The 21865-nt window shown below is 72.1% G+C and carries 20 protein-coding genes and 1 riboswitch; of the genes, 10 read left to right on the top strand and 10 right to left on the bottom strand.

What is annotated here, in order from left to right:
* Positions 1 to 23: 23 nt before the first annotated feature.
* Positions 24 to 386, bottom strand: a complete 363-nt coding sequence (locus ACE1OA_RS15610; protein ID WP_384870319.1) for a hypothetical protein — start codon at positions 384 to 386, stop codon at positions 24 to 26.
* A 38-nt stretch (positions 387 to 424) separates the two neighbouring features.
* Positions 425 to 1390: a glucosyl-3-phosphoglycerate synthase gene (locus ACE1OA_RS15605; RefSeq protein ID WP_356609873.1), complete on the bottom strand. Its 966-nt coding sequence runs from the start codon at positions 1388 to 1390 to the stop codon at positions 425 to 427.
* A 159-nt stretch (positions 1391 to 1549) separates the two neighbouring features.
* Positions 1550 to 1706: riboswitch (SAM riboswitch) on the top strand.
* On the opposite strand from ACE1OA_RS15605, the gene thrC reads away from it, so the two are divergent.
* The 4 genes from thrC to groL all read left to right on the top strand — a co-directional run bounded on the left by thrC (position 1700) and on the right by groL (position 6023).
* Positions 1700 to 3010 carry a threonine synthase gene (gene thrC / locus ACE1OA_RS15600; RefSeq protein ID WP_356609882.1) on the top strand — a complete coding sequence of 437 codons (1311 nt, stop codon included), beginning with the start codon at positions 1700 to 1702 and terminating at the stop codon, positions 3008 to 3010. It overlaps the preceding riboswitch by 7 nt.
* Positions 3011 to 3039: 29 nt before the next feature.
* Entirely contained in the window at positions 3040 to 3318 is a 279-nt protein-coding gene (locus ACE1OA_RS15595; RefSeq protein WP_147978539.1) for a MoaD/ThiS family protein, read from the top strand.
* Between the two features lie 394 nt (positions 3319 to 3712).
* Positions 3713 to 3916, top strand: coding sequence for a cold-shock protein (locus tag ACE1OA_RS15590; RefSeq protein ID WP_005315736.1), 204 nt, complete (start codon positions 3713 to 3715; stop codon positions 3914 to 3916).
* Between the two features lie 478 nt (positions 3917 to 4394).
* Entirely contained in the window at positions 4395 to 6023 is a 1629-nt protein-coding gene (gene groL, locus ACE1OA_RS15585) for a chaperonin GroEL (RefSeq protein ID WP_147978538.1), read from the top strand.
* 87 nt (positions 6024 to 6110) lie between these two features.
* Here groL and ACE1OA_RS15580 read toward each other — a convergent pair whose 3' ends face one another.
* Both ACE1OA_RS15580 and ACE1OA_RS15575 read right to left on the bottom strand, forming a co-directional pair.
* The gene (locus ACE1OA_RS15580; protein ID WP_356609876.1) at positions 6111 to 7784 is read right to left on the bottom strand and encodes a hypothetical protein; all 1674 of its coding nucleotides are present in this window, start codon (positions 7782 to 7784) and stop codon (positions 6111 to 6113) included.
* The gene (locus ACE1OA_RS15575; RefSeq protein ID WP_432752923.1) at positions 7774 to 9450 is read right to left on the bottom strand and encodes a hypothetical protein; all 1677 of its coding nucleotides are present in this window, start codon (positions 9448 to 9450) and stop codon (positions 7774 to 7776) included. The genes ACE1OA_RS15580 and ACE1OA_RS15575 overlap by 11 nt, the downstream gene beginning before the upstream one ends.
* Positions 9451 to 9628: 178 nt before the next feature.
* On the opposite strand from ACE1OA_RS15575, the gene ACE1OA_RS15570 reads away from it, so the two are divergent.
* Positions 9629 to 10099, top strand: a complete 471-nt coding sequence (locus ACE1OA_RS15570) for an SRPBCC family protein (protein ID WP_432752922.1) — start codon at positions 9629 to 9631, stop codon at positions 10097 to 10099.
* Positions 10100 to 11560: 1461 nt separating this feature from the next.
* On the top strand, positions 11561 to 13048 hold the full coding sequence (locus tag ACE1OA_RS15565) for an alpha/beta hydrolase (RefSeq protein ID WP_432752921.1): 1488 nt from the start codon (positions 11561 to 11563) through the stop codon (positions 13046 to 13048).
* Positions 13049 to 13177: 129 nt separating this feature from the next.
* Here the strand turns inward: ACE1OA_RS15565 and ACE1OA_RS15560 are convergent, their stop codons facing one another.
* The 3 genes from ACE1OA_RS15560 to ACE1OA_RS15550 form a co-directional block, all read right to left on the bottom strand.
* Positions 13178 to 14689 carry a PTS transporter subunit EIIC gene (locus ACE1OA_RS15560; protein ID WP_432752920.1) on the bottom strand — a complete coding sequence of 504 codons (1512 nt, stop codon included), beginning with the start codon at positions 14687 to 14689 and terminating at the stop codon, positions 13178 to 13180.
* 38 nt (positions 14690 to 14727) lie between these two features.
* Positions 14728 to 15660 (bottom strand): N-acetylmuramic acid 6-phosphate etherase, encoded by a 933-nt coding sequence (murQ, locus tag ACE1OA_RS15555; protein WP_384874201.1) that lies wholly within the window; start codon positions 15658 to 15660, stop codon positions 14728 to 14730.
* 100 nt (positions 15661 to 15760) lie between these two features.
* A complete protein-coding gene (locus ACE1OA_RS15550; protein WP_432752919.1) occupies positions 15761 to 16714 on the bottom strand; it encodes a MurR/RpiR family transcriptional regulator in 954 nt (317 codons plus the stop codon).
* A 125-nt stretch (positions 16715 to 16839) separates the two neighbouring features.
* Between ACE1OA_RS15550 and ACE1OA_RS15545 the strand changes: the two genes are divergently transcribed.
* Together ACE1OA_RS15545 and ACE1OA_RS15540 are read left to right on the top strand one after the other, a co-directional pair.
* Positions 16840 to 17196, top strand: a complete 357-nt coding sequence (locus tag ACE1OA_RS15545; protein WP_356609910.1) for a hypothetical protein — start codon at positions 16840 to 16842, stop codon at positions 17194 to 17196.
* The gene (locus ACE1OA_RS15540) at positions 17193 to 17489 is read left to right on the top strand and encodes a DUF4031 domain-containing protein (protein WP_356609912.1); all 297 of its coding nucleotides are present in this window, start codon (positions 17193 to 17195) and stop codon (positions 17487 to 17489) included. The genes ACE1OA_RS15545 and ACE1OA_RS15540 overlap by 4 nt, the downstream gene beginning before the upstream one ends.
* 77 nt (positions 17490 to 17566) lie before the next feature.
* Here the strand turns inward: ACE1OA_RS15540 and ACE1OA_RS15535 are convergent, their stop codons facing one another.
* Positions 17567 to 18787: a Cmx/CmrA family chloramphenicol efflux MFS transporter gene (locus tag ACE1OA_RS15535; RefSeq protein ID WP_432754068.1), complete on the bottom strand. Its 1221-nt coding sequence runs from the start codon at positions 18785 to 18787 to the stop codon at positions 17567 to 17569.
* 170 nt (positions 18788 to 18957) lie between these two features.
* Positions 18958 to 19632, bottom strand: a complete 675-nt coding sequence (locus ACE1OA_RS15530; RefSeq protein WP_356609914.1) for an HD domain-containing protein — start codon at positions 19630 to 19632, stop codon at positions 18958 to 18960.
* Positions 19633 to 19904: 272 nt separating this feature from the next.
* On the opposite strand from ACE1OA_RS15530, the gene ACE1OA_RS15525 reads away from it, so the two are divergent.
* Positions 19905 to 20216 (top strand): DUF2087 domain-containing protein, encoded by a 312-nt coding sequence (locus ACE1OA_RS15525; RefSeq protein ID WP_356780850.1) that lies wholly within the window; start codon positions 19905 to 19907, stop codon positions 20214 to 20216.
* Positions 20213 to 20839: a LysE/ArgO family amino acid transporter gene (locus ACE1OA_RS15520; protein WP_386541312.1), complete on the top strand. Its 627-nt coding sequence runs from the start codon at positions 20213 to 20215 to the stop codon at positions 20837 to 20839. The genes ACE1OA_RS15525 and ACE1OA_RS15520 overlap by 4 nt, the downstream gene beginning before the upstream one ends.
* A gap of 110 nt (positions 20840 to 20949) precedes the next feature.
* Here the strand turns inward: ACE1OA_RS15520 and ACE1OA_RS15515 are convergent, their stop codons facing one another.
* Positions 20950 to 21309, bottom strand: a complete 360-nt coding sequence (locus ACE1OA_RS15515; protein ID WP_384874188.1) for a hypothetical protein — start codon at positions 21307 to 21309, stop codon at positions 20950 to 20952.
* Positions 21310 to 21865: the final 556 nt, after the last annotated feature.

Below are 21865 nucleotides of genomic sequence, written 5' to 3'. Positions count from 1 at the left end.
AAGACAGCCGTGTTCGGCCACGGTCAGTGATCGACGCGCTCGCGCAGGGCCGCACGTGCCACCGCGCCCGTCGCCGCCAGGGCCAGGACGAGACCGCCGAGCAGCCACAGCCGCGCGTCGCCGGCCCCGGTGCCCGGCATCCGGCCGCCGGACCCGTGCGCGGCGGCCGGTGCCCGCCCGGGGGTCCGCGCCGCGGGACGGGCCTCCGTCCGCCGGTCCCCGGCGGGCCCGGCAGCCGACCGGGGCTCGTCCGCGGAGACCACGGACGGCCCGGCGGCGGGCACCGCCGTGTCCGCGGCGGCGGGACCGGCCGCCGCGAGGAGGAGTGCGGCCGCCGTCAGCACGCCGGCCACCGCCGTTCTGCCCAGGTGAGAGGTGTGTCGCATAACAGCGAAATGTAGGCAAAACCGATCATCGGGTGGTGTTACGCCACGCGGCGCCGCGCGTACTCCGCGATCTCGACCATCGGCGGACGCTCCTCCGTGTCCACCGGGTACGTCCGCGGCACGAAGCCCCCCTGCGCGCCCGGCCCGTCGCCCCCGTCGGCCCGCTCGAACTGCGTCAGCCAGGGCCGCACCAGATGCCCGCGGGACAGCCGCAGCTGCGCCGTCCGGTAGATCGCCGCCGCCATCCGGCCGAGAGCCTGCTCGTCCTGGTGGCGGTGCTTGCGCACTCCCACGTCGACCTGGGCGAGCGCGTCCAGGCCCGCCGCGTGCAGCGCGTCGACCAGCAGCCCCAGCTCCACGCCGTAGCCGACCGGGAAGGGCAGCCGCTCCAGCAGCGAGCGCCGCACCGCGTACTCGCCGCCAAGCGGCTGCACGAAGCCGGCCAGCCGCGGCCAGTGCAGGTTCAGCAGCGGGCGGGCCACCAGCTCGGTCACCCGGCCCCCCTGGCCGGGCGCGTCCCCGAGCGGCCGGTCGTACATCGCCTTGACGAAGTCGACGCCCGGATCGGTCAGGAGCGGGCCGACGATCCCCGACACGAAGTCCGCCGAGAAGTCCCGCAGATCGGCGTCCACGAAGCAGACGACGTCCCCGTCCGTCGCCAGCAGGGACCGCCACAGCACCTCGCCCTTGCCGGGCAGGGCGGGTATCCGCGGCAGGATCGCGTCCCGCGCCACGACCCGGGCACCGGCCGCCGCCGCCACCTCGGCCGTGCGGTCGGTGGACCCCGAGTCGACCACCACCAGCTCGTCCACGAGCGGGACCGCCCGCGACATCAGCTCCCGCCGGATCACCGCGACGATGTCCCCGACCGTCGCCTCCTCGTTCAGCGCGGGCAGCACGACGCTGACCCGCGTGCCACGCTTCGCGGCCAGGAGCTGCTCCAGCGGACGGTCTGTCACGGACCAGGACCGCCGGGCCAGCCAGCGCTCCACTTCATCCAGCACGTCCGTTACTCCCCAGTTGCCGTTTGTGTGATCCATCTCGCGGTTCGGACGACTATCTCAACAGTCCGCGCCTTCGGTTACAGTCTTGAACAACGCCGAGGTCCGACGCACGTCGGGGTGCCGCCGGCGTCCACACAACCGCACCACCCAATCGAATACCGCTCATCCAGAGGGGCAGAGGGAAACGGCCCGTTGAAGCCCCGGCAACCCTCCAGTCGGTCTCGTCCGCAGTCGTCGCACTGCGCCCGCGAGGCTCCCGGCTAGGGAAGGTGCCAAATCCGTCTCATGGCGACGTCCGCCATGGGAAAGATGAGGAGAAAGGGCCTCGCCTCCATGGCTGTACAGACTGTTTCCACCGCTTCCACGGTCGACCTCGGTCCCGCTTCCGGGCTTTCCTGTCGGGAATGTGGCGAAGTTTTCCCCCTCGGCCCGATTTTCGCCTGTGAGCTGTGTTTCGGCCCCCTCGAAGTCGCGTACGACCTCCCCCTCGGCGACCCCGAATCGCTGCGCAAGCGGATCGAGGCCGGCCCCGCCAACATCTGGCGCTACGCCCCGCTGCTGCCCGTCCCGGCCGACGTCGCCGAGAAGCCGAACCTGAACCCCGGCTGGACCAAGCTCGTCCAGGCCGACAACCTCGCCCGCGAGCTCGGCGTCGAGCCCGGCAAGCTCTTCGTCAAGGACGACTCCGGCAACCCGACGCACTCCTTCAAGGACCGCGTCGTCGCCCAGGCCCTCGAGGCCGCCCGCGCCTTCGGCTTCACCACCCTGTCCTGCTCCTCCACCGGCAACCTGGCCGGCGCCGTCGGCGCCGCCGCCGCGCGCGCCGGCTTCCGCTCCTGCGTGTTCATCCCGCACGACCTGGAGCAGGGCAAGGTCGTCATGGCCGCGGTGTACGGCGGCGACCTCGTCGGCATCGAGGGCAACTACGACGACGTCAACCGCTTCTGCTCCGAGCTCATCGGCGACCCGCTCGGCGAGGGCTGGGGCTTCGTCAACGTCAACCTGCGCCCGTACTACGGCGAGGGCTCCAAGACGCTCGCCTACGAGATCTGCGAGCAGCTCGGCTGGCGGCTGCCCGACCAGCTCGTCATCCCGATCGCCTCCGGCTCCCAGCTCACGAAGATCGACAAGGGTCTGCAGGAGCTCGTGAAGCTCGGCCTCGTCGAGGACCGGCCCTACAAGATCTTCGGCGCCCAGGCGGAGGGCTGCTCCCCGGTGTCGGCGGCCTTCAAGGCCGGCCACGACGTCGTGCGCCCGCAGAAGCCGAACACGATCGCCAAGTCCCTGGCGATCGGCAACCCGGCCGACGGCCCCTACGTCCTGGACATCGCGCGCCGCACGGGCGGCGCGGTGGAGGACGTGAACGACGAGCAGGTCGTCGACGCGATCAAGCTGCTCGCGCAGACCGAGGGCATCTTCGCCGAGACGGCGGGCGGCGTGACCGTCGGCGTCACGAAGAAGCTGATCGAGGCGGGCCTCATCGACCCGAGCCTGACCACCGTCGTCCTGAACACCGGTGACGGACTCAAGACCCTGGACGCGGTGGCCGATACCTCCCAGGCGACCGCCACCATCCGCCCGAGCCTGGACGCGTTCCGCGACGCCGGCCTGGCCCACTGACCACCCCCGTCACGGAAGGCAGCACCCCCATGAGCGTCAAGGTCCGCATCCCCACCATCCTCCGCACCTACACGGGCGGTCAGGCCGAGGTTCCGGCGGAGGGCACCACCCTCTCCGAGGTCATCGCCGACCTGGAGAAGAACCACACGGGCATCGCCGCCCGCGTCCTGGACGACCAGGGCAAGCTGCGCCGCTTCGTGAACGTGTACGTCAACGACGACGACGTGCGCTTCGAGCAGGGCCTTGAGACGGCGACGCCGGACGGCGCCGGCGTGTCCATCATCCCGGCCGTCGCCGGGGGCTGCTGAGCCCAGGGGTTACCCGCAGTCACCTGAATTGCCCCTTCCGTCGAGAAACGGAGGGGGCAATTCTGCATGGTTGAACGCGATAGAGTTGGGGAAGTCCCCTCCGCTGCTCATGCCAGGCGCATATGAGAATGCGCCCGGACCTGACAAGAAGCAGCCAAAGTGTTCGAGTCTTGTGTACCTTCTGCCCACTTTGCCGGGCCCGACTTGCCCCGTAATTCAGCGAATTCTCCGCAATTCTCCTTTCCTGCATGCCCAGAATTCTCGTCCGATTGACCTGTTGCAGAGGGCAGTTGGGCAGATACATTCAGCCGCGGTCGACGCGTTCCGGCGCAGGGTCTGACCCGGGGTCGCGAAGTGCGGTCCCGCGCAAGGGCCAGTAATAGGGGAGTTAGGCATGGCTCAGGGCACCGTCAAGTGGTTCAACGCGGAGAAGGGCTACGGCTTCATCGCGGTCGACGGTGGTGCGGATGTTTTCGTCCACTACAGCGCGATCCAGATGGACGGCTACCGCACCCTTGAAGAGGGTCAGCGAGTCGAGTTCGAGATCTCGCAGGGCCAGAAGGGTCCGCAGGCGGACATGGTCAAGCTCGCCGTCTGAACGCGGCGCGATCGGCCACCACATACGCACTCACGCCGAGGGGTCCGCATCCTGACCGGATGCGGACCCCTCGTGCGTCTCCGCCCACGCCCCGCCCGGCGTCCCCGCCTCCCCCGCCACGCCGGAGCCGCGCCGGCGCCCGGCCCGCGCGCCCGTCGCGCCCCGCCCGGCCCAGGGAGGCGCCCGCACGCCCGTCGCGCCCCGCCGAGCCGCCCGATCCCCGAGTGGCGCTTGCCCCCGCCCGTCACCCGACCGCCGCCCCGCATCGACGTACCGATGGGACGGCCTTGCACTCTCCTGGGTCGAGTGCTAATCATTGGCGTTAGCACTCTGAAGGTGAGAGTGCTTACGAGGATCGGGCAGACGAGGCCCGCTGGCCAGGTGGGGCAAGGAACCGCCGGGCACGCAGGCCGTCCGTCGCGGGCGTCGGCGCGGTCCTGGAGCGTTATCCACCCCATGTCCGGGAGGACCACTTCACATGGCCAAGATCATCGCGTTCGACGAGGAGGCCCGGCGCGGTCTCGAGCGCGGCATGAACCAGCTCGCTGACGCCGTCAAGGTCACCCTCGGCCCGAAGGGTCGCAACGTCGTCCTCGAGAAGAAGTGGGGCGCCCCCACGATCACCAACGATGGTGTCTCCATCGCCAAGGAGATCGAGCTCGAGGACCCGTACGAGAAGATCGGCGCCGAGCTGGTCAAGGAAGTCGCCAAGAAGACGGACGACGTCGCCGGTGACGGTACGACCACCGCGACCGTCCTCGCGCAGGCGCTCGTCCGCGAAGGCCTGCGCAACGTCGCCGCCGGCGCCAACCCGATGGCCCTCAAGCGCGGCATCGAGAAGGCCGTCGAGGCCGTCTCCGCCGCCCTGCTCGAGCAGGCCAAGGATGTCGAGACCAAGGAGCAGATCGCTTCCACGGCCTCCATCTCCGCCGCCGACACCCAGATCGGCGAGCTCATCGCCGAGGCCATGGACAAGGTCGGCAAGGAAGGCGTCATCACCGTCGAGGAGTCCCAGACCTTCGGTCTGGAGCTGGAGCTCACCGAGGGTATGCGCTTCGACAAGGGCTACATCTCGGCGTACTTCGCCACCGACATGGAGCGTATGGAGGCGTCCCTGGACGACCCGTACATCCTGATCGTCAACTCCAAGATCTCCTCCGTGAAGGACCTGCTCCCGCTCCTGGAGAAGGTCATGCAGTCGGGCAAGCCCCTGCTGATCATCGCCGAGGACGTCGAGGGCGAGGCCCTGTCGACCCTGGTCGTCAACAAGATCCGCGGCACCTTCAAGTCCGTCGCCGTCAAGGCCCCGGGCTTCGGCGACCGCCGCAAGGCCATGCTGAACGACATCGCCATCCTCACGGGCGGCACGGTCATCTCCGAGGAGGTCGGCCTCAAGCTCGAGAACGCCGGCCTGGACCTGCTGGGCCGCGCCCGCAAGGTCGTCATCACCAAGGACGAGACCACGATCGTCGACGGCTCCGGCGAGAGCGACCAGGTTGCCGGTCGCGTCAACCAGATCCGTGCCGAGATCGAGAACTCCGACTCGGACTACGACCGCGAGAAGCTCCAGGAGCGCCTCGCGAAGCTGGCCGGCGGCGTGGCCGTCATCAAGGCCGGCGCCGCGACCGAGGTCGAGCTCAAGGAGCGCAAGCACCGCATCGAGGACGCCGTGCGCAACGCCAAGGCGGCCGTCGAGGAGGGCATCGTCGCCGGTGGTGGCGTGGCCCTGCTGCAGGCCTCCTCGGTCTTCGAGAAGCTCGAGGGCGACCTCACGGGCGACGAGGCCACGGGTGCCGCGATCGTGAAGCTGGCCCTCGAGGCCCCGCTGAAGCAGATCGCCGTCAACGCCGGCCTCGAGGGCGGCGTCGTGGCGGAGAAGGTCCGCAACCTGCCCGTCGGCCACGGCCTCAACGCCGCGACCAACGAGTACGTCGACCTCATCGCCGAGGGCATCATCGACCCGGCGAAGGTCACGCGCTCCGCGCTGCAGAACGCCGCGTCGATCGCCGCGCTGTTCCTCACCACCGAGGCCGTCATCGCCGACAAGCCGGAGAAGGCCGCTGCCGGCGCTCCGGGCGGCATGCCGGGCGGTGACATGGACTTCTGAGCCCCGGCTCGGTAGTTCCTCGCTGAACGCGAAAGAGGGCTGCACCCCCGTCACGGGGGTGCAGCCCTCTCGCGTTGCCGCGTACGGTCAGCGCACGTCGACCCAGTCCTCGCCGCCGAACGCCTGGAAGTGCGTCCCGTCACCGTAGTAGCGGACCGTGTACCAGCCGTCGACGGACGCCGTGGTCTTCAGGGAGACCGCGCCGTTCGAAGCCGACGTGCCGGACGCCACCTTCTTCCAGGTGCTCTGCCCCCACGGCCGGAACCACACGCTCACCGGCTGGGCCCCGAGAGCCCGCCAGCCGCTGCTGTCGTGCTGGAGCGAAGCCGTCACCGTGATCGTCGCGCCCTTGCGGACCGGCTCCGGAGCCGCGTTCACGCTCTGCACCCGGGTCGGCGTGCGGACGATGTAGAACGGCTTGCTCACGGACTCCGCGTACTGGTCCGAGATCAGGTGCCTGACCCGGAACCAGCCGCCCGTGTTCCACGCGCCGATGCCGAACGGCACCCGGACCGAGGAGTAGAAGTCGGTCGAACCGATCTTCTTCCAGCCGGTCCGCCCGTCGGGCGACTGCTCCAGGACCACCGTCTGGTTCGACGAGGTGCCCGACCACCGCTCGTACGTCGAACGGAACGTTCCCCACACCGTCAGGCGCGCGTCGGTCGCCAGCGAGTAGTTCAGGACGTCCGTACGCGAGTCCAGCGGCATCACCAGACGGCCCTGCACCGGCGAGAACGCCTGGAACAGGTCGGCCGAAGAGACCGTCCAGCCCTCCGCGTTCGGGCCTGGAGCGGCGACCAGCTTCGCCGTGAAGCCGCCCTCCGCGTCGGTCCGCACCGTCTGCGGGAACGGCGTGGCCTCGTGGTAGTAGTCGTGCGGCGCGCCCAGGGCCACCCGCACCGGCTGGTCGGCCAGCGGCGCCCCACCGTTCTCCGGGTCGGTGACCCGGCCGGTGATCGTGACGACCTCACCGCTGACCGCACGGGTCTTGTCGGCGGAGGCGGTCACCGTCATCCTGCGGGCCTGCCACTCCGAGAACCACCGCCAGTCGTAGGTGCTGCCGTGCACCTCGGAACTGTCCTCGCTGAACGTGGCCTTGTAGGACTCGTACTGCCGCGTCGCCGGGATCGGGTCGCCGGAGAACTCGCCGCCGTCCGTCGTGACCGCGGACAGCACCGGGCCCTCGTCCGGCGTCGAGCGCTGGTACGAGACCGAGCGGCCCGGCAGCGGAACCACGTCACCCGAACCGGGCTGGACACCCGTCAGCTTGCCCTGCGGGCGGATGTTCGGGTCGTTCCACCCGGGCACGCCGACGGCGAAGGTGAGCAGCGGCCGCAGCGTGAAGTCCAGCGTGCCCGCGTTCGTACGGGTCACCGTGTTGCCCAGCGAGTCCGTGGCCGTCACGTCGATCGCGTACTTGCCGAGCGCCGGGATCGACCCGCCGTCCTCGGCCAGCTTGAGCGTGGCCTCCGAGGGAAGGGCGAACGTGCCCTTCGTCTGCTCGACGAGCGCCGGCACGTCGGCGAGGACGGTGTCGCCCTGCCGGACCTTCGCGGACACCGAGGTGACGGCCGCCTGCGGCGCGTCCGTCCACGCGGTCACCCGGAAGACACCGCGCTGGTCGGCGTCGGTGACGGCCCGCCCGATGCCCACGGGGGCCGGCGCACCGGGCGTCTCGTCGGCGAGGGCCGGAGCGGCCCCCGCGCCGATGGCGAGCGCGGTGACGAGGGAGACGGCGGAGAACCGGAGGTCAGAGCGCATCGACATAGATGGTCCTCGACTCGCTGTAGAAGTAACCGGACTTGGACTGCAGGAACAGGGCCCACGTGCCGTCGCCGTAATTGGTGGTGCCGAAGCTGAAGTTGCCGTAGCTGTTCGTCGCCACGTCCTTCTTGGCCCAGTACCAGTTCGGGTCGCCCTTGGGCTTGAAGACCAGCGTCAGCTTGGCGCCCGGCATGGCCTTCCAGACCCCGTTCACCTTCTGCTGCACGAGACCCTTGACCGTCATCTGCGTGTTCGTCCGCGGCCGCGACGGGCTGATCGTGACGTTGACGATCCGGGTCGGGTTGCGGGCGAGACGCACCGGGGTGCTCGTCTTCGAGACGAAGCGGTCGGTCTCCGGGTGGTAGATCCGGTAGAGGCCGTCCGTGTAGCCCCAGACGTCGAACGAGTAGGTGCAGTAGTCGCCGACCGGAGCGGACTTCAGCTGGCCCCAGGTGCGCCCGTTGTCCAGCGACACCTGGAGCGCGACCCAGTCGCGCTTGGTGGCGCAGTAGGTGGTGCCGTCACCCAGCTGCCCGTAGGCGGTGACCTTGCCGAACTCGTCCAGGCTCATCCGGTACTGGGTGTACGCGAACTGCTGCGGGACCGCGATGGCGGCCACGTCGTACGGACGGTCGTTGCCCTTGCCGTAGTAGACGGAAGGACGCAGCCCGGTGTAGACGGCGCCGGTCGTGTACTGGACCCGCGCCTGGTAGGTGAAGGAACCGTCGGGCAGCGAGGTGCCGGAGCCGATCTCGTTGCGCAGCGCGGTGTCGTACGACAGCGGCTCGCTGCCGGTGGAGACCACCGGGGCGCCCGCGAACGACTGCCAGCCGTCCCCGGTCAGCCGCTCGACCCGTCCGGTCACCCGGACGTCGGTGCCCGCGAGGACACGGAACCTGTCGGTGTCCGAGGTGATCCGGTACGTCAGCTTCTCCACGCCCACGGCGGGGAGTTGACGTGCGGCGTCGGGGTCGACACCGGCGGCCGGGTCGACCACCGCGGTACCGCCGGTGACCTCGGCGTCCGGCGTGAACGGCAGCGAGAACGCGCCGTCGGTGCCGGTGGTGGCGAGGGCCGTGGCGGTCCTCGTCGCGGAGTAGGCGTCGCGCAGGTTCAGCGTGACCCTCACCGAGGTGCCCTCGGCGGCGGGCGTACGCTCCCCGGTCGCCGGGTTCCAGGTGGTGGCCGTGCCGGACAGGACGACGTCCCGCCGGTCGTAGCTGGTGGTCTTGCGGTCGAAGGAGACGGTGCCGACACCGGTGTGCAGCTTGTAGCCGAACGTGCCGCCGGTCCAGTGCTCGACGACACCGCCGGGCAGACGGAAGTCCACCGCCAGCGGGTAGTCGCCGAACGCGGTGCCCTCCGGGAGCCGGATCGGCGCGTCGGTGGTCCAGGCGTTGGAGCCCGTCGAGGTCAGCTCGTCGGTCGAGGCGAGGACCGCGGCATCGGGGGCGGTGGAGGCGAGCACGCTCACCTTCACCCAGAGCGCGTAGCTTGGGAGCCCCAGGGTGAGCCGGCCGTCGTCCTGGGTCACGGTCTGGCTGACGGTCGCCGCGTACGCGGACGGGGCCGCGACGACGGCGGGCAGGGTGACACCTGCCGAAAGTGCGAAGACTGCCGCCGCGCGCACGAAGGCGCGCGGAAGCGTGCGCGTGGAGCGCATCAAAGGGACCCCCCACAGGTCAGAAGGCGGCGCATGGTGAACCGCAGCCGCGTGCCTGCACGATAGCGCCTTCTGGTTGAACGTGTTCACTGGGTTTCGCCGAGGTGATTCCGGCGCCGCGAGGGGTGATCCTGGGAGGGGGCGACCGGGTGGGGGACGGGCAGGACGGGAGCGTTCCATGATCACTCTGCTGACGACACCGGCGGACCGGGAAGTCGTCGTCACCCGCACCTTCGATGCCCCGGTCGGACGCGTCTGGGAGGCGTGGACGCGGCCCGAACACGTACGCCGGTGGTACGGGGCCGCCGGGCTGACCACCACGGTCTGCGACATCGACCTGCGGGCGGGCGGGGCCTGGCGCTGGGGCCAGACCGCGCCGGACGGGCAGCAGATCGTCTTCTCCGGCACGTACGAGGAGATCGTCCCGGCCGAACGCCTCGTCTACACGGAGATCTTCGAGCAGATGCCGGACGCGGACCCGGTCCTGGTCACCCTGGCCTTCGACGCGACACCCGACGGGGGCACGGCACTGACGAGCACCTCGTACTGGCCGACGACCGAGATCCGGGACCAAGCGCTTGCGGCGGGCATGGAGGCGGGGGTGAGGGAGGAGTACGACCGCCTGGAGGGGTACTTGGCGCGGATGTGAGGGGGGGCGCTTGGGGGGTGGGGGTTCGGGGGCTTGGGGTGGGGGGCCTGGCTCTTGGGGTGGGCCGGTCTTGGGTGGCTTCTGGTGGTTGGCCGCCCTCTCTCCGAGTGTGGCAGCCGGGGCCGTGCCCTCAAGGGCGCTCCTTCGTCGCGTCGCTGCGCGATGGGCTGCGCCCACCCTTGACCGCCCGGCCCCGGCTGCCTTTTCACACTCGGAGGGCGGCCCGGGGAGGGGCATCCGCTCGGGGGCCCGGTGCCTCTCGGGCGCCGTCGGCGTCCGTCGGCTCCGGGGGTGGCTTCCCGCACCCATTGAATGGGGTGACCCGGCGGCGCTTAGCGTCGATCCGTCGTGTCTTGGCGGAGCTTCATGCCCCGCTGGTCATTCCCGGTGGGGGGTGCAGCCGAATCCGGAGCCAGCATCGCCGGCTCGGGTCAGGGGGCGCGGGTCGCGCGGGGCGGCGGGTCGCGCGGATCCCATCCGCCCCAGCAGTCCCATCGGCAATCCGGGATCGGCTGGTCAATGACGCTACGGCGTACATTAAGCCCCCCGAGAGTCCGATATGCCCGTGAAGACCATTATGCCGTCCGGGTTACCGCAAGTAATGTACGCCGTAGCGTCATTCGGGAGTCCCACTGCCGGCGAAGGATCGAGACCGGACCAGAGGGCAGCCGGCCTGGTGCGTCGACTTTTCCAAGGGCTCTCGGATACGGCTTCACCCACCACCGGGAATGACCAGCGGGGCATGAATCCCAGCCGCGAGACGAGCGGCATCCGCTAAGCCGTGCCTAGCCGCCCCATTCAATGGGTGCGGGAAGCCACCCCGAAAGCCGATGGCCGCCGACGGCGCCCGGGGCCCACCGGGCCCCGGAGCGGATGCCCCTTCCCCGGGCCGCCCTCCGAGTGTGAAAAGGCGGGTGGAGGCGACGGGTCAAGGGTGGCCGAAGGTCATCGCGCAGCGACGCGACGAGGAACGAGGAGCGCCCTTGAAGCGGCGCCGTAACCCGCCACACTCGGAGAGAGGGCGGCCAACCACCAGAAGCCACCCAAGACCGGCCCACCCCAAGCGCCAAGACCGGCCCACCCCAAGCGCCAAGACCGGCCCACCCCAAGCGCCAAGACCGGCCCACCCCAAGCGCCAAGACCGGCCCACCCCAAGCGCCAAGACCGGCCCACCCCAAGCGCCAGGACCCGCCCCCCAAGCGCCAGGACCCGCCCCCCAAGCGCCAGGACCCGCCCCCCAAGCGCCAGGACCCGCCCCCCAAGCGCCAGGACCCGCCCCCCAAGCGCCAGGACCCGCCCCCCAAGCGCCAGGACCCGCCCCCCAAGCGCCAGGACCCGCCCCCCAAGCGCCAGGACCCGCCCCCCAAGCTCCCCAGTCGAGGCCCCCCGGGGGATACCCCCACCCGGGGCCGTACCGGCTGCCGGATGGGAACGTGAGTGTTCGTCAACAAGGCTTGGCCCATGACGACTTACGCTCGTACCAGCCTGGTTCTCGCCCTCTCCGCAGCCGCCGTTGCCGCCTCCCTCACCGTGGCCCGGGCCGCCGCCCCCGTCGGCGGGCTCGACTGGGTGTCCTGCGGGCCCGAGGGTCTCGGCCAGGAGTGCGCCACCCTCTCCGTCCCCCAGGACCACGCCGATCCCGGCGGCCCGACGCTCTCCCTCGCCGTGTCCCGGATCCGCAGCCAGGAGCCGGCGGCACGCCGCGGCACCCTGATGGTGATCCCCGGCGGCCCCGGCAGCTCCGGGGTCAAGCGGCTGTCGCAGAAGGGCGCGGCGCTGCGGGAGCAGCTCGGCGGCACGTACGACCTGGTGGCCTTCGATCCGCGGGGGGTCGGTGGCAGTTCGACGGCGAGCTGTGGGCTCGACGAGGGCGACCGGTGGCTGGTGACCCTGCGCGGCTGGCCGGCGGCGGACGGCGGGATCGAGGAGAACGTGGCCCGTGCCCGCCGGACCGCGGAGGCGTGCGCGCGCAACGGCGGCGCCCGGCTGCGCAGCTTCACCACGGAGAACCAGGCGCGGGACCTGGACCGGCTGCGGCAGGCACTGGGTGAGGAGCGGATCTCGGCGTGGGGCGTCTCGTACGGGACGTACGTCGCTGCCGTGTACGCGCAGAAGTACCCGCAGCGCACCGACCGTCTGGTTCTCGACAGCAGCAGCGACCCCGACCCGAAGCGGGTCGCGCGGGGCTGGCTGGAGTACATGGCGGAGGGGGCCGAGGACCGGTTCCCGGAATTCGCCGCCTGGGCGGTGCACCCGGACCGGGACCGGCCGGACCAGCGGCTCCGTCTGGCCGAGCGTGCCGAGGAGGTCAGGCCGCTGGTCCTGGATCTCGCGGCGCGGCTCGACCGGGAGCCGCGGGAGTCCACGACCCCGGGCGTGCCGCTGACCGGCAACGTGTTCCGGCAGGCGCTGCAGAACGCCCTCTACGGTGACGCCGCGTTCCCGGCGTTCGCCCGGCTGGTCCTGGACGCGTCGGCGCGGGACCCGAAGGTGAAGCCGGTGATCCCGCCGGGTCTGGACTCGGCGCTGACCGACCGGGACGCGGCCCTCACGATCGGCGTCATCTGCAACGACGTGAAGTGGCCCGGGTCCGTCCCGGCCCATCGCCGGGCCGTCGCCGCGGACCGGGTCCGGCATCCGCTCACGGCGGGGATGCCGGCCAACATCACCCCGTGTTCCTTCTGGAAGGCGCCCGCGGAGAAGCCGGTCCGGATCACCGACCGCGGCCCGTCGAACATCCTGATGGTCCAGGGCCTGCGGGACCCGGCGACCCCCCACGCCGCCGGCCTGAGGATGCGGGCGGCGCTGGGCGACCGGGCCCGTCTCGTCTCGGTGGACCACGGCGGCCACGGCATGTACCTGGGCAACGGCAACGCCTGCGGGGACCGTGCGGTGACGGACTTCCTCCGCACCGGGGAGCGCCCGGCCGCCGACGTCACCTGCCGGTGATGTGCGCGGGGGCGTCTTCTGCCGGTGACGTGCGCCGTGTTCGCCCCCGGGGAACGTGATGCCGTGCCCGGTGACGTGGCCGAGGGCCGCCCCCGGTGGCGTACCGGGGGCGGCCCTCGTGTGTCCGTGTCAGACCTTCGCGGGTTCGGGTGTGTCCGCGGCCGGGGCGTTGGAGGCGACGGGGACGGTCTCCGGGTCCGTGTCCACGTTGAACTCCTCCAGGAGGGCCTTGCCGAAGCCGAAGAAGTACGTCGCGAGGAAGCCCGCCACGTAGCCGACCAGCAGGCCGCCGGCGTAGATCGCGATCGTCGCGCCGAGGCCCTTGTTGCCGTCGAGGAGCGGGAAGAGCGCCCAGCCCGAGGGGCCGATGGCCGTGGAGCCGACCTTCTCGCCGAGCATGTTGAACAGGCCGACGAAGCCGCCGCCGAAGGCGCCGCCGACGCAGGCCGTCACGAACGGGCGGCCCAGCGGGAGGGAGACGCCGTAGATCAGCGGCTCGCCCACGCCCAGGAAGCCCGCGGGGAGCGCCGACTTGATGGTGCGGCGGATCGAGCCGTTGCGCGGCAGCCGGAGGTAGACGGCCATGGCCGCGCCGACCTGGCCGGCGCCGGCCATCGCCAGGATCGGCAGCAGGACGGTGTACCCCTGCTGTTCGATCAGCGTGGTGTGGATGGGGATGAGGGCCTGGTGCAGGCCCAGCATCACGAGCGGCAGGAACAGGCCGCCGAGGACGAAGCCGGCGCCCGCGCCGGCGTTCGCCAGCAGCCAGTCCGCGAAGTCGCCGATGGCGGTCGAGATCTCGCCGGCGACGAACATCAGGCCGAAGATCGTGACCAGGCCCGAGAGGAGCACGGTGAGGGTCGGGGTCACCAGGACGTCGAGGGACTCCGGCACCCAGCGGCGGCACCATTTCTCGACGTGCACCGCGAGCACCGCGGCGCCGAGCGCGCCCAGCACACCGCCCTGGCCGGGCGAGAGCGTCTGGCCGAAGGCGTCGATCTTCGCGACGCCGGGGAAGACGATGATCGCCGCGACCGCGCCGCCCAGGATCGGCGTGCCGCCGAACTCCTTGGCGGTGTTGTAGCCGACGAAGACCGCGATCAGTGCCATGAATCCGCTCGCCATCGCGGCGAGGGCGGGGGTCACGGAGGGCAGCCAGGCGAGGTTGACCAGCAGGCCGTTGAGGCCGGCGATGATGCCGCAGCCGATGAGGGCGGGGATCAGCGGGACGAAGATGTTCGCGATCCGGCGGAGGAAGAGCTTGAAGGGGGTGGCGTTCCGCTGCTTCCGGGCCGCCTTCAGGGCCGCGCCCTGTGCGGCGAGGCCGTCCGCTCCGTGTGCCGCGGCGCCGACGGTCGCCTGCGCGGGGGACGGGGCCGGGGCGGCGGCGACCAGGGCCTCGAACTCCGGGGTCACGCGGGCGACGGTCCCGGGGCCGAGGACGATCTGGTACGTGTCGTCCTCCACCACACCCATCACGGACGGCAGGGCCCTGAGGGCCTCGTCCTGGACGAGCGAGCGGTCGCGCAGCCCCAGCCGGAGCCGGGTCATGCAGTGGGCCACGGAGTCGATGTTCTGCGCGCCGCCGACGAGCGGGAGGATCGCGGCGGCGATGGCGCGGTTCTTGTCGTCTGTGCTCATGGTGCGGTGGTGCCTCGCTGTGCGGGGGTGGGGGACGTTCAGCGCGCGCCGTCGGCGTGCAGGGCGGCGCGCAGGTGGCCCTGCGAGTCGGTGAGGCGCTGGTCGGCGGCCTTGGCATCGATGTCGGCGAGGAGCATCAGGATCGCCGTCTTCACCTCGCCGTCCGCGGCGGCCAGGGCGGTCTCGATCTGCTCGTCGGGGGCGCCGGTGGCGAGGGAGACGATCCGCCGCGAGCGGGCCCGGAGCTTCTCGTTGGAGGCGCGGACGTCGACCATGAGGTTCCCGTACGTCTTCCCGAGCCGGATCATCGTGATCGTCGAGATCATGTTGAGGACCAGCTTCTGCGCCGTACCGGCCTTCAGCCGGGTCGACCCGGTGAGCAGCTCGGGGCCGGTGACGACCTCGATCCCGTGCTCGGCAGCGGCGGCCAGCGCGCTGTCCGCGTTGCACGACAGGCCGATCGTGAGCGCCCCGGCGGCGCGGGCGTGCTCCACGGCGCCGATGGCGTACGGGGTGCGGCCGGAGGCGGAGATGCCGACCACGGTGTCGTGCTCGGTCAGGCCGAGCGCGGTGAGGTCCTCGGCGGCGAGCTCCTTGGAGTCCTCCGCGCCCTCGACCGCCTTCACCATCGCCGACGGGCCGCCCGCGATCAGGCCGACGACCTCGGAGGGGTCGGTGTTGAACGTCGGCGGGCACTCGCTCGCGTCGAGGACGCCGAGCCGGCCGGCGGTGCCGGCGCCGGCGTAGACGAGCCGTCCGCCGTGGGCCATGCGGGCGGCGGTGGCGTCGATCGCGGCGGCGATCTCCGGCAGCCGGGCGGCGACCGCGGCGGGGACGGCGGCGTCCTCGGCGTTCATCAGGGCGGCGATCTCGGCGGTGGGCAGCCGGTCGATGTCGGCCAGCTCGGGGCGGAATGCCTCGGTGGCGAGCGTGGCCAGCTGCGCCTGGAGGTGGCTGTACGTGGAAGTCATCGGGGTGCGGCTCTTTCGGTGCTTCGGCGTCGTCGTTGACGCCGTCGGCGGGTTCAGCGGGTGTGTCTCGTGCGGGGTGCGGGATCCGGCGGGAGGGGCGTCAGCGGGTGCGCGGTGAGTGCCGGTGGGCCAGGGCTTCGTACGAGGCCGCGAGGGCAGGGGCCGCCGTCTCGTACGTGCGTTGGGTGACGCAGGTGAACAGGCAGTCCACGACGAGCAGCTGGCTGGTCCGGGACGACATGGCCGCCGGGCGCAGCTCGCTCTCGCGGGCCGTGGAGGTGGTGAGGATGTGGTCGGCGTACTGCGTGACCGGCCCGTCCGGGCGGCCGGTGATCGCGACCGTGGTGGCGCCGTGGTCGAAGGCGACCCGCAGCGGTTCTATGACGTCGCCGGTCGAGCCGGAGTGGGTGATGGCGATGGCGACGTCGCCGGAGCGGAGCTGTACGGCGTTGGTGACGGCGAGGTGCGGGTCGCTGTGGGCGTGCGCGAGCAGGCCGATGCGCAGCAGCTTCTGGCCGAGGTCCTGGGCGACGAGGCCGGAGGCCCCGACGCCGTAGATGTCGATGCGGCGGGCGGTCGCCAGCGCGGCGACGGCGGCACCGAGCTGGACGGTGTCGAGTCCGGCGGCCGTGTCGGCGAGGGTCTGCTGCTCGTCGTAGGCGAGCTTGGCGACCACGTCGGCGACCGGGTCGTCGACGGCGATGTCGGCGGTGACGGAGGGAGCGCGGCCGGACTGCTGCTGGGCGGCGAGGCCGGCCAGGGCGAGCCGCAGGTCGCGGTAGCCGGGGTACCCGAGGAGGCGGGCCGTACGGACGACGGTCGCCTCGCTGGTGCCGGTGAGTTCGGCGAGACCGGTGACCGTGAGGGCGGCGCAGCCGGCCGGGTCGCCGGCGACGGCTTCCGCGACCCGCTGCATCGAGCGGGTCATGGACGGGGCGAGGGTGCGCACCTTGGCCGCGAGGGCGGCCGGCGCGGGCGGGGCGCTGCCGGCCCCGGCGGCGGTACCGGGTCTGCCGTCCACCCCGGTGAAAATTTCCTTCACGTCATTGGTCACTCTTGAAAGATATTTTCGGGAGCCGGGAGCGTCAAGACCTCTTCGGGCCCGGATGCGGCCGGGCCTTCGTCCTCGGACCCGGAGACGGCCTTCGTCCCCGGGGCGAGTGGGGAGACAATGACTGCATGGACGACATCGACCCCCTGGAGCAGGCTCTCCATACCGCCCGCGCCCTGGTCCTCGCCGATCTGGCGGCTCGCGACGTGGCCGCGGCCGAGGTCGTCTCGATGGTGGAGGACTCGGTCACGCACCGCCGTTGGTGGGCCGAGCAGTGGCCCGAGGGCGTCACGTACGTCGCCGGTCTCGTCGCCCAGGACGTCCAGGACGCCCTGCTGGAGCGCTACGGCCGCTGGCCGCTGTGCCCGGTCTGCTCCGCCGGCGACCCGCACGCCCTGGACGTCGAACCGGAGCTCGGCCCGGACCCGCACTGGGTCTGCGGCAAGGCGGGCGTGGTCGTCGCCCCGGTCGGCGGACTGACGTGACGCTCTTCATCGACCCGCCGACCTGGCCCGGGCACGGGCGCATGTGGTCGCACCTGGTCAGCGACGTCTCCCACGAGGAACTGCACGCCTTCGCCGCCTCGATCGGCGCCCCGCCCCGCGCCTTCGAACGCGACCACTACGACATCCCGTCGGAGCGGTACGCGGACGCCGTCGCGGCCGGCGCGGTCGAGATCGGCTCGAAGGAGCTGGTCCGCCGGATCACCGAGGCGGGGCTGCGGCGCCCGAAGGGCCGTCCGGCGCCCGGCGAGACGCTGCCGCGTCAGGACGTGTAGGCCCGGGCGGCCCGGCGGCCGGTGCCTGTCGACCCGGGCTGCGGCGCCCGGCGGTGTACGCGCGGGCGCGGTCCGGCTCAGTGGGAGGCGGAAGCGGACGGGGTGCGGTCCTCCGGCCGGGACGCCGAGGCGGCCACGATGTGGCTGGTCGAGGTCCGGCGGTGCAGGCGCAGGGCCACGACGGCCGTGCCGAGCGCCGCGACCGTCATCGCCGCTCCCGCCCACGCCGTCGCCGCGAAGCCGAGGTCCGCGTCGATCACCGTGCCGCCGAGCCAGGGGCCGCCGGTGTTGCCGAGGTTGAACGCCGCCGTGGTCGTGGCGCCCGCGAGGGTCGGCGCGGCGCCCGCCACGTTGAACATGCGGGCGTTGAGCGCCGGGGCCGTGTAGAAGCACGAGACGCCGAGCAGGAACGTCAGCGTGATCGTGGCCACCGGACTGGAGGCCAGGAGGGCCAGGCCGGCCAGGAAGACCGTCGAGGCCGTGATGCCGCTGAGCAGGACCCCGAAGAGGTGCGCGTCGGCGACCCGGCCGCCGATGTACGTACCGACCAGCGCGCCGACGCCGAACAGCGCGAGGACACCGGAGACCCAGCCAGCGTCGAGCCCCGAGACCTCGGTGAGCAGCGGGGCGAGGTACGAGAAGGCGCAGAAGACGCCACCGGCGGCGAGCGCGGTGACGAGGATCGAGAGCAGCACCTGACGGTCGCGGTAGATGACGAGCTCGCGGCGGAGCACGGGCTTCGTCTCGGGCAGCGGGATGTGCGGGATCCGGGTGACCACGCCGACCAGCGCGATCGCGGAGGCGAGCGCCACCGCCCAGAACGCGGAGCGCCAGCCGAGGTGCTCGCCGAGGAAGGCGCCCGCCGGGACGCCCAGGACGTTGGCGATCGACAGACCGCCGATCATGACCGCCATCGCCTTGGCCCGGGCGCCGACCGGGACCATCGCGATGGCGACGGCGGCGCCGAGCGCCCAGAACCCGGCGCAGGCGAGGGCGCTCACCACCCGGGACGCGAAGAGGACGGCGTAGTTCGGGGCGAGCGCGCCGGCGACCTGGCCGAGCCCGAAGACGCTGATCAGGGCGATGAGCGTCGTCTTGCGGGGGAGACGGAGGGTCGCGCCGGCGAGGAGCGGGGCGCCGACGACCATGCCGATGGCGAAGGCGGAGATGAGCAGGCCGGCGCGGGGGATCGAGACGTTCATGTCGTCGGCGATGGGCTGCAGCAGGCCGGACAGCATGAACTCGCTCGTGCCGAGCGCGAAGACGGAGAGGCCGAGGATGTAGACGGCCAAGGGCATGCGGGTGGCGGCAGCCGGGGCGGCGGCGGGCTCGGCAGGCAAAGACGGCATGACATGGGTCAACCGGGTGTTTGTGCCTGTCATTCCCCCGGGCCGAAGGTGTCTTGGCATGCGGACAGCCGTGGCGTCCCCCTGCCCCGCCCGGCACCGGGCGGGGCAGGGGGACGGGATCAGGGAGTCGTCAGCGCCTTGAGCTCGCGCTCCATGTTGCCGCGCGCCGCCGACTCCCAGGCGGCCGCACCGTAGGGCGTACGGAAGAGCCGGGGCAGCGACAGCAGGTGGCGAAGGACCGCGGCGCGGCCCTCGCGGAAGGCGTCCTCCGGGACGAACGCGTACTCTTCGCGGACCGCGGCGGTGTACCTCGCGTAGGTGTCCGGGGCGCTCGCCAGGATCGCCAGGTCCGCGTCGCACAGGGCCTCGCCGTTGATGTCCCCGTCGGCCGGGTCGTGGCTGACGGTCAGCCGCACAAGGCGGGCCACCTCCGCGACCTCGTGCACCGTGAGACCCGCCTCGGTCAGGGCCTTCTCGGCCAGCACCGCCGAGCGTTCCTCGTTCTCGGAGCGGTCCGGGCGGTAGACCGCGTCGTGGAACCAGGCGGCCAGCCTGATGAGCTCCAACTCCCCGCCCTCGCCCCCGAGATCGGCCAGCTCGTCGATGCGGTCCAGGACCGCCCGCAGGTGGTCCACCGTGTGGTACCTCCGCTGCGGCTCGGCCCAGCGGGCCAGCAGGTTCCGGCCGTACGGGAGAGGGTCCGGCCCCTCGCGGCCGGCCCGCGCGGCGCGCAGCGTCGAGGTCCAGCGCTGGAGCAGCTCGGGGTCGTGTGCGTGCTCTTCATCGGCGGTCATGGGGAGCATTCTGCCGCTCCCGCGCGCGTGAGCGCGGCTTCCGAGGCCCTTCCCCGAGCCTGCCCCCTCCCTACCCCGCACCGGTATGAAAGCCCTTCCCGTGCGGGGCAGGACGACCTCCCGGCCCGGGGACGACGGTGCGCCGCCGCCGGCGTCCGGATCCGCCCGCACTGCCGCCGCGCAGGTCGTCCGGGGCCGCGGGACCGCGAGCCGTGGCGGACCGACCGAAAACCCGTTGCCGGAACCGGGCGCCGGACGCCAGTCTTCCGCCCATGGACACCCCACCCGCACCGCGCCTCGTCGCCGACCTCTTCGCCGCCGACGGACGCCTGAAGGCCATCCCCCGCAAGCCCGCCCGACGCGAGCAGCTCCTCGACCATCTCGCCGAGTCGCTCTTCGAGCCGGCCCGCTCCTACACCGAGCGCGAGGTCAACGAGGCCCTCCTCACCGTCCACGGCGACTTCCCGGCCCTGCGCCGCTACCTCGTGATCGGCGGCCAACTGGCCCGTACGAAGGACGGCTCGGCCTACCGCCGACAGCAGCAGACCGGCTCCCCCGAAGGCGCGATCCGCTCCGTCGCGTGACCGGCGCGCTCGTGGCCGGCCTGGTGGCCGGCTACGGCATCGCGATCCCGGTCGGCGCGGTCGGCGCCTACCTCGTGGCCGTCACCGCCCGCACCGGCTGGCGTACGGGTGCGGGGGCGGCACTCGGCGTCGCCACGGCCGACGGGCTGTACGCACTCGTCGCGGTCCTCGGCGGCTCGGCCCTCGTGCCGCTGCTCACGCCCGTCATGACCCCGCTGCGCTGGGTGTCGGCCGTGGTCCTCGTGACCCTGGCGGCCCGTGCCGCGTGGACGGCGCTGCGCGCCTACCGGATCCGTGACGGCGCGACCAGGGACGACGGCAAGGATCCGCTCACCCCGCTGCGCGCCTATCTGACCTTCCTCGGCATCACGGTCCTGAACCCGATGACGGTGATCTACTTCGTGGCCCTGATCCTGGCCACCGGCCCCGGCGCCCCGACCACCGCGGTGGACCAGACGGCCTTCGTGCTGGCCGCGGTCACCGCCTCGGCGAGCTGGCAGCTCTTCCTGGCCGGCGGTGGCGCGCTCCTGGGGCGAGGCCTCACGGGACCACGGGGCCGACTGGTGACGGCCCTGCTGTCGAGCGCACTGATCGCGGGACTGGCGGTCGCGCTGGTGGTGTAGGCGGGGTGGCAGCGGCGAGGGCTGAAGGAACCCCCAGGGGGCGTCTTGTCGATCAGGCCGGCGCGGAGTCGCAGGACCCCGCGAGCCCGGCAAGATCGGCAGGACGCCCCCTAGCGCGCTCCGCGTTCGCGGGTGGTGAGCAGTACGACGCCGGCGACGGCCGCCATCGCGCCCGCGGCCATGAGGCCCTGCCGGGATCGATAGGACAGGACGGACCAGCGCGACTGCGCGGACAGGACGGAACCGACGCTCAGCCAGGAACCGGCCGAGGCGAACGAGAGAGCGGAGCCGATCGAGCCCACGGACAGGGCGCTGCCGACGGACCCGATGGACAGGACCGACCCGACGGACCCGACGGAGAGCACGGAGCCCACGGACCCGACGGAGAGCACGGAGTCCCTCGACCAGAGGGAGAGGGACGAGGGGGAGAGGGACGAGAGGGGCGAGTCGGTCTGCTGGCTCGGGCGCATGGGGGGATCGTAAGCAGGAAGGGGGGGGGCTGGGGGCGGGGGTCTGGGGGTTGGGTCTTGGTGTTGTCGGGGCTTGGGGGGTGGGGGCCTGGCGCTTGGTGTCGTCCGGTCTTGGGTGGCTTCTGGTGGTTGGCCGCCCTCTCTCCGAGTGTGGCAGCCGGGTCCGTGCCCTCAAGGGCGCTCCTTCGTCGCGTCGCTGCGCGATGGGCTGCGCCCACCCTTGACCGCCCGGTCCCGGCTGCCTTTTCACACTCGGAGGGCGGCCTGGGGGAGGGGCCAGGCGGGGGGTTCGGGGTGCCTCGGGCGCCGTAGGCGGCCGACAGCTTTCGGGGTGGCTTCCCGCAGTCATTGAATGGGGTGACGCGGCGGCGCTTAGCGGATGCCGCTCGTTTCTCGGCTGGGATTCATGCCCCGCTGGTCATTCCCGGTGGTGGGTGAAGCCGAATCCGGAGCCAGCATCGCCGGCTCGGGCCAGGGGGCATGGGGCGCGCCGGCCCCCCTCCAGTCCGGTCTCGACCCCTCGCCGGCGAGTGGGACTCCCGAATGACGCTACGGC

It is taken from the genome of Streptomyces sp. JL2001 (assembly GCF_050917515.1).
Lineage (GTDB): Bacteria > Actinomycetota > Actinomycetes > Streptomycetales > Streptomycetaceae > Streptomyces.
Note: the sequence above shows the minus strand (reverse complement) of the source record. Positions and strands in the feature narration are given on the sequence as shown.

What these genes read in the sequence shown, in the direction of transcription:
- ACE1OA_RS15565 (WP_432752921.1), top strand. Translation starts at nt 11,561, where the DNA reads ATGACGACTTACGCTCGTACCAGCCTGGTTCTCGCCCTCTCCGCAGCC.
- ACE1OA_RS15535 (WP_432754068.1), bottom strand. Translation starts at nt 18,787, where the DNA reads ATGCCCTTGGCCGTCTACATCCTCGGCCTCTCCGTCTTCGCGCTCGGC.
- ACE1OA_RS15580 (WP_356609876.1), bottom strand. Translation starts at nt 7,784, where the DNA reads ATGCGCTCTGACCTCCGGTTCTCCGCCGTCTCCCTCGTCACCGCGCTC.
- thrC (WP_356609882.1), top strand. Translation starts at nt 1,700, where the DNA reads ATGAGGAGAAAGGGCCTCGCCTCCATGGCTGTACAGACTGTTTCCACC.
- ACE1OA_RS15610 (WP_384870319.1), bottom strand. Translation starts at nt 386, where the DNA reads ATGCGACACACCTCTCACCTGGGCAGAACGGCGGTGGCCGGCGTGCTG.
- ACE1OA_RS15595 (WP_147978539.1), top strand. Translation starts at nt 3,040, where the DNA reads ATGAGCGTCAAGGTCCGCATCCCCACCATCCTCCGCACCTACACGGGC.
- ACE1OA_RS15545 (WP_356609910.1), top strand. Translation starts at nt 16,840, where the DNA reads ATGGACGACATCGACCCCCTGGAGCAGGCTCTCCATACCGCCCGCGCC.
- ACE1OA_RS15530 (WP_356609914.1), bottom strand. Translation starts at nt 19,632, where the DNA reads ATGACCGCCGATGAAGAGCACGCACACGACCCCGAGCTGCTCCAGCGC.
- ACE1OA_RS15575 (WP_432752923.1), bottom strand. Translation starts at nt 9,450, where the DNA reads ATGCGCTCCACGCGCACGCTTCCGCGCGCCTTCGTGCGCGCGGCGGCA.
- ACE1OA_RS15525 (WP_356780850.1), top strand. Translation starts at nt 19,905, where the DNA reads ATGGACACCCCACCCGCACCGCGCCTCGTCGCCGACCTCTTCGCCGCC.
- ACE1OA_RS15570 (WP_432752922.1), top strand. Translation starts at nt 9,629, where the DNA reads ATGATCACTCTGCTGACGACACCGGCGGACCGGGAAGTCGTCGTCACC.
- ACE1OA_RS15560 (WP_432752920.1), bottom strand. Translation starts at nt 14,689, where the DNA reads ATGAGCACAGACGACAAGAACCGCGCCATCGCCGCCGCGATCCTCCCG.
- groL (WP_147978538.1), top strand. Translation starts at nt 4,395, where the DNA reads ATGGCCAAGATCATCGCGTTCGACGAGGAGGCCCGGCGCGGTCTCGAG.
- ACE1OA_RS15590 (WP_005315736.1), top strand. Translation starts at nt 3,713, where the DNA reads ATGGCTCAGGGCACCGTCAAGTGGTTCAACGCGGAGAAGGGCTACGGC.
- murQ (WP_384874201.1), bottom strand. Translation starts at nt 15,660, where the DNA reads ATGACTTCCACGTACAGCCACCTCCAGGCGCAGCTGGCCACGCTCGCC.
- ACE1OA_RS15515 (WP_384874188.1), bottom strand. Translation starts at nt 21,309, where the DNA reads ATGCGCCCGAGCCAGCAGACCGACTCGCCCCTCTCGTCCCTCTCCCCC.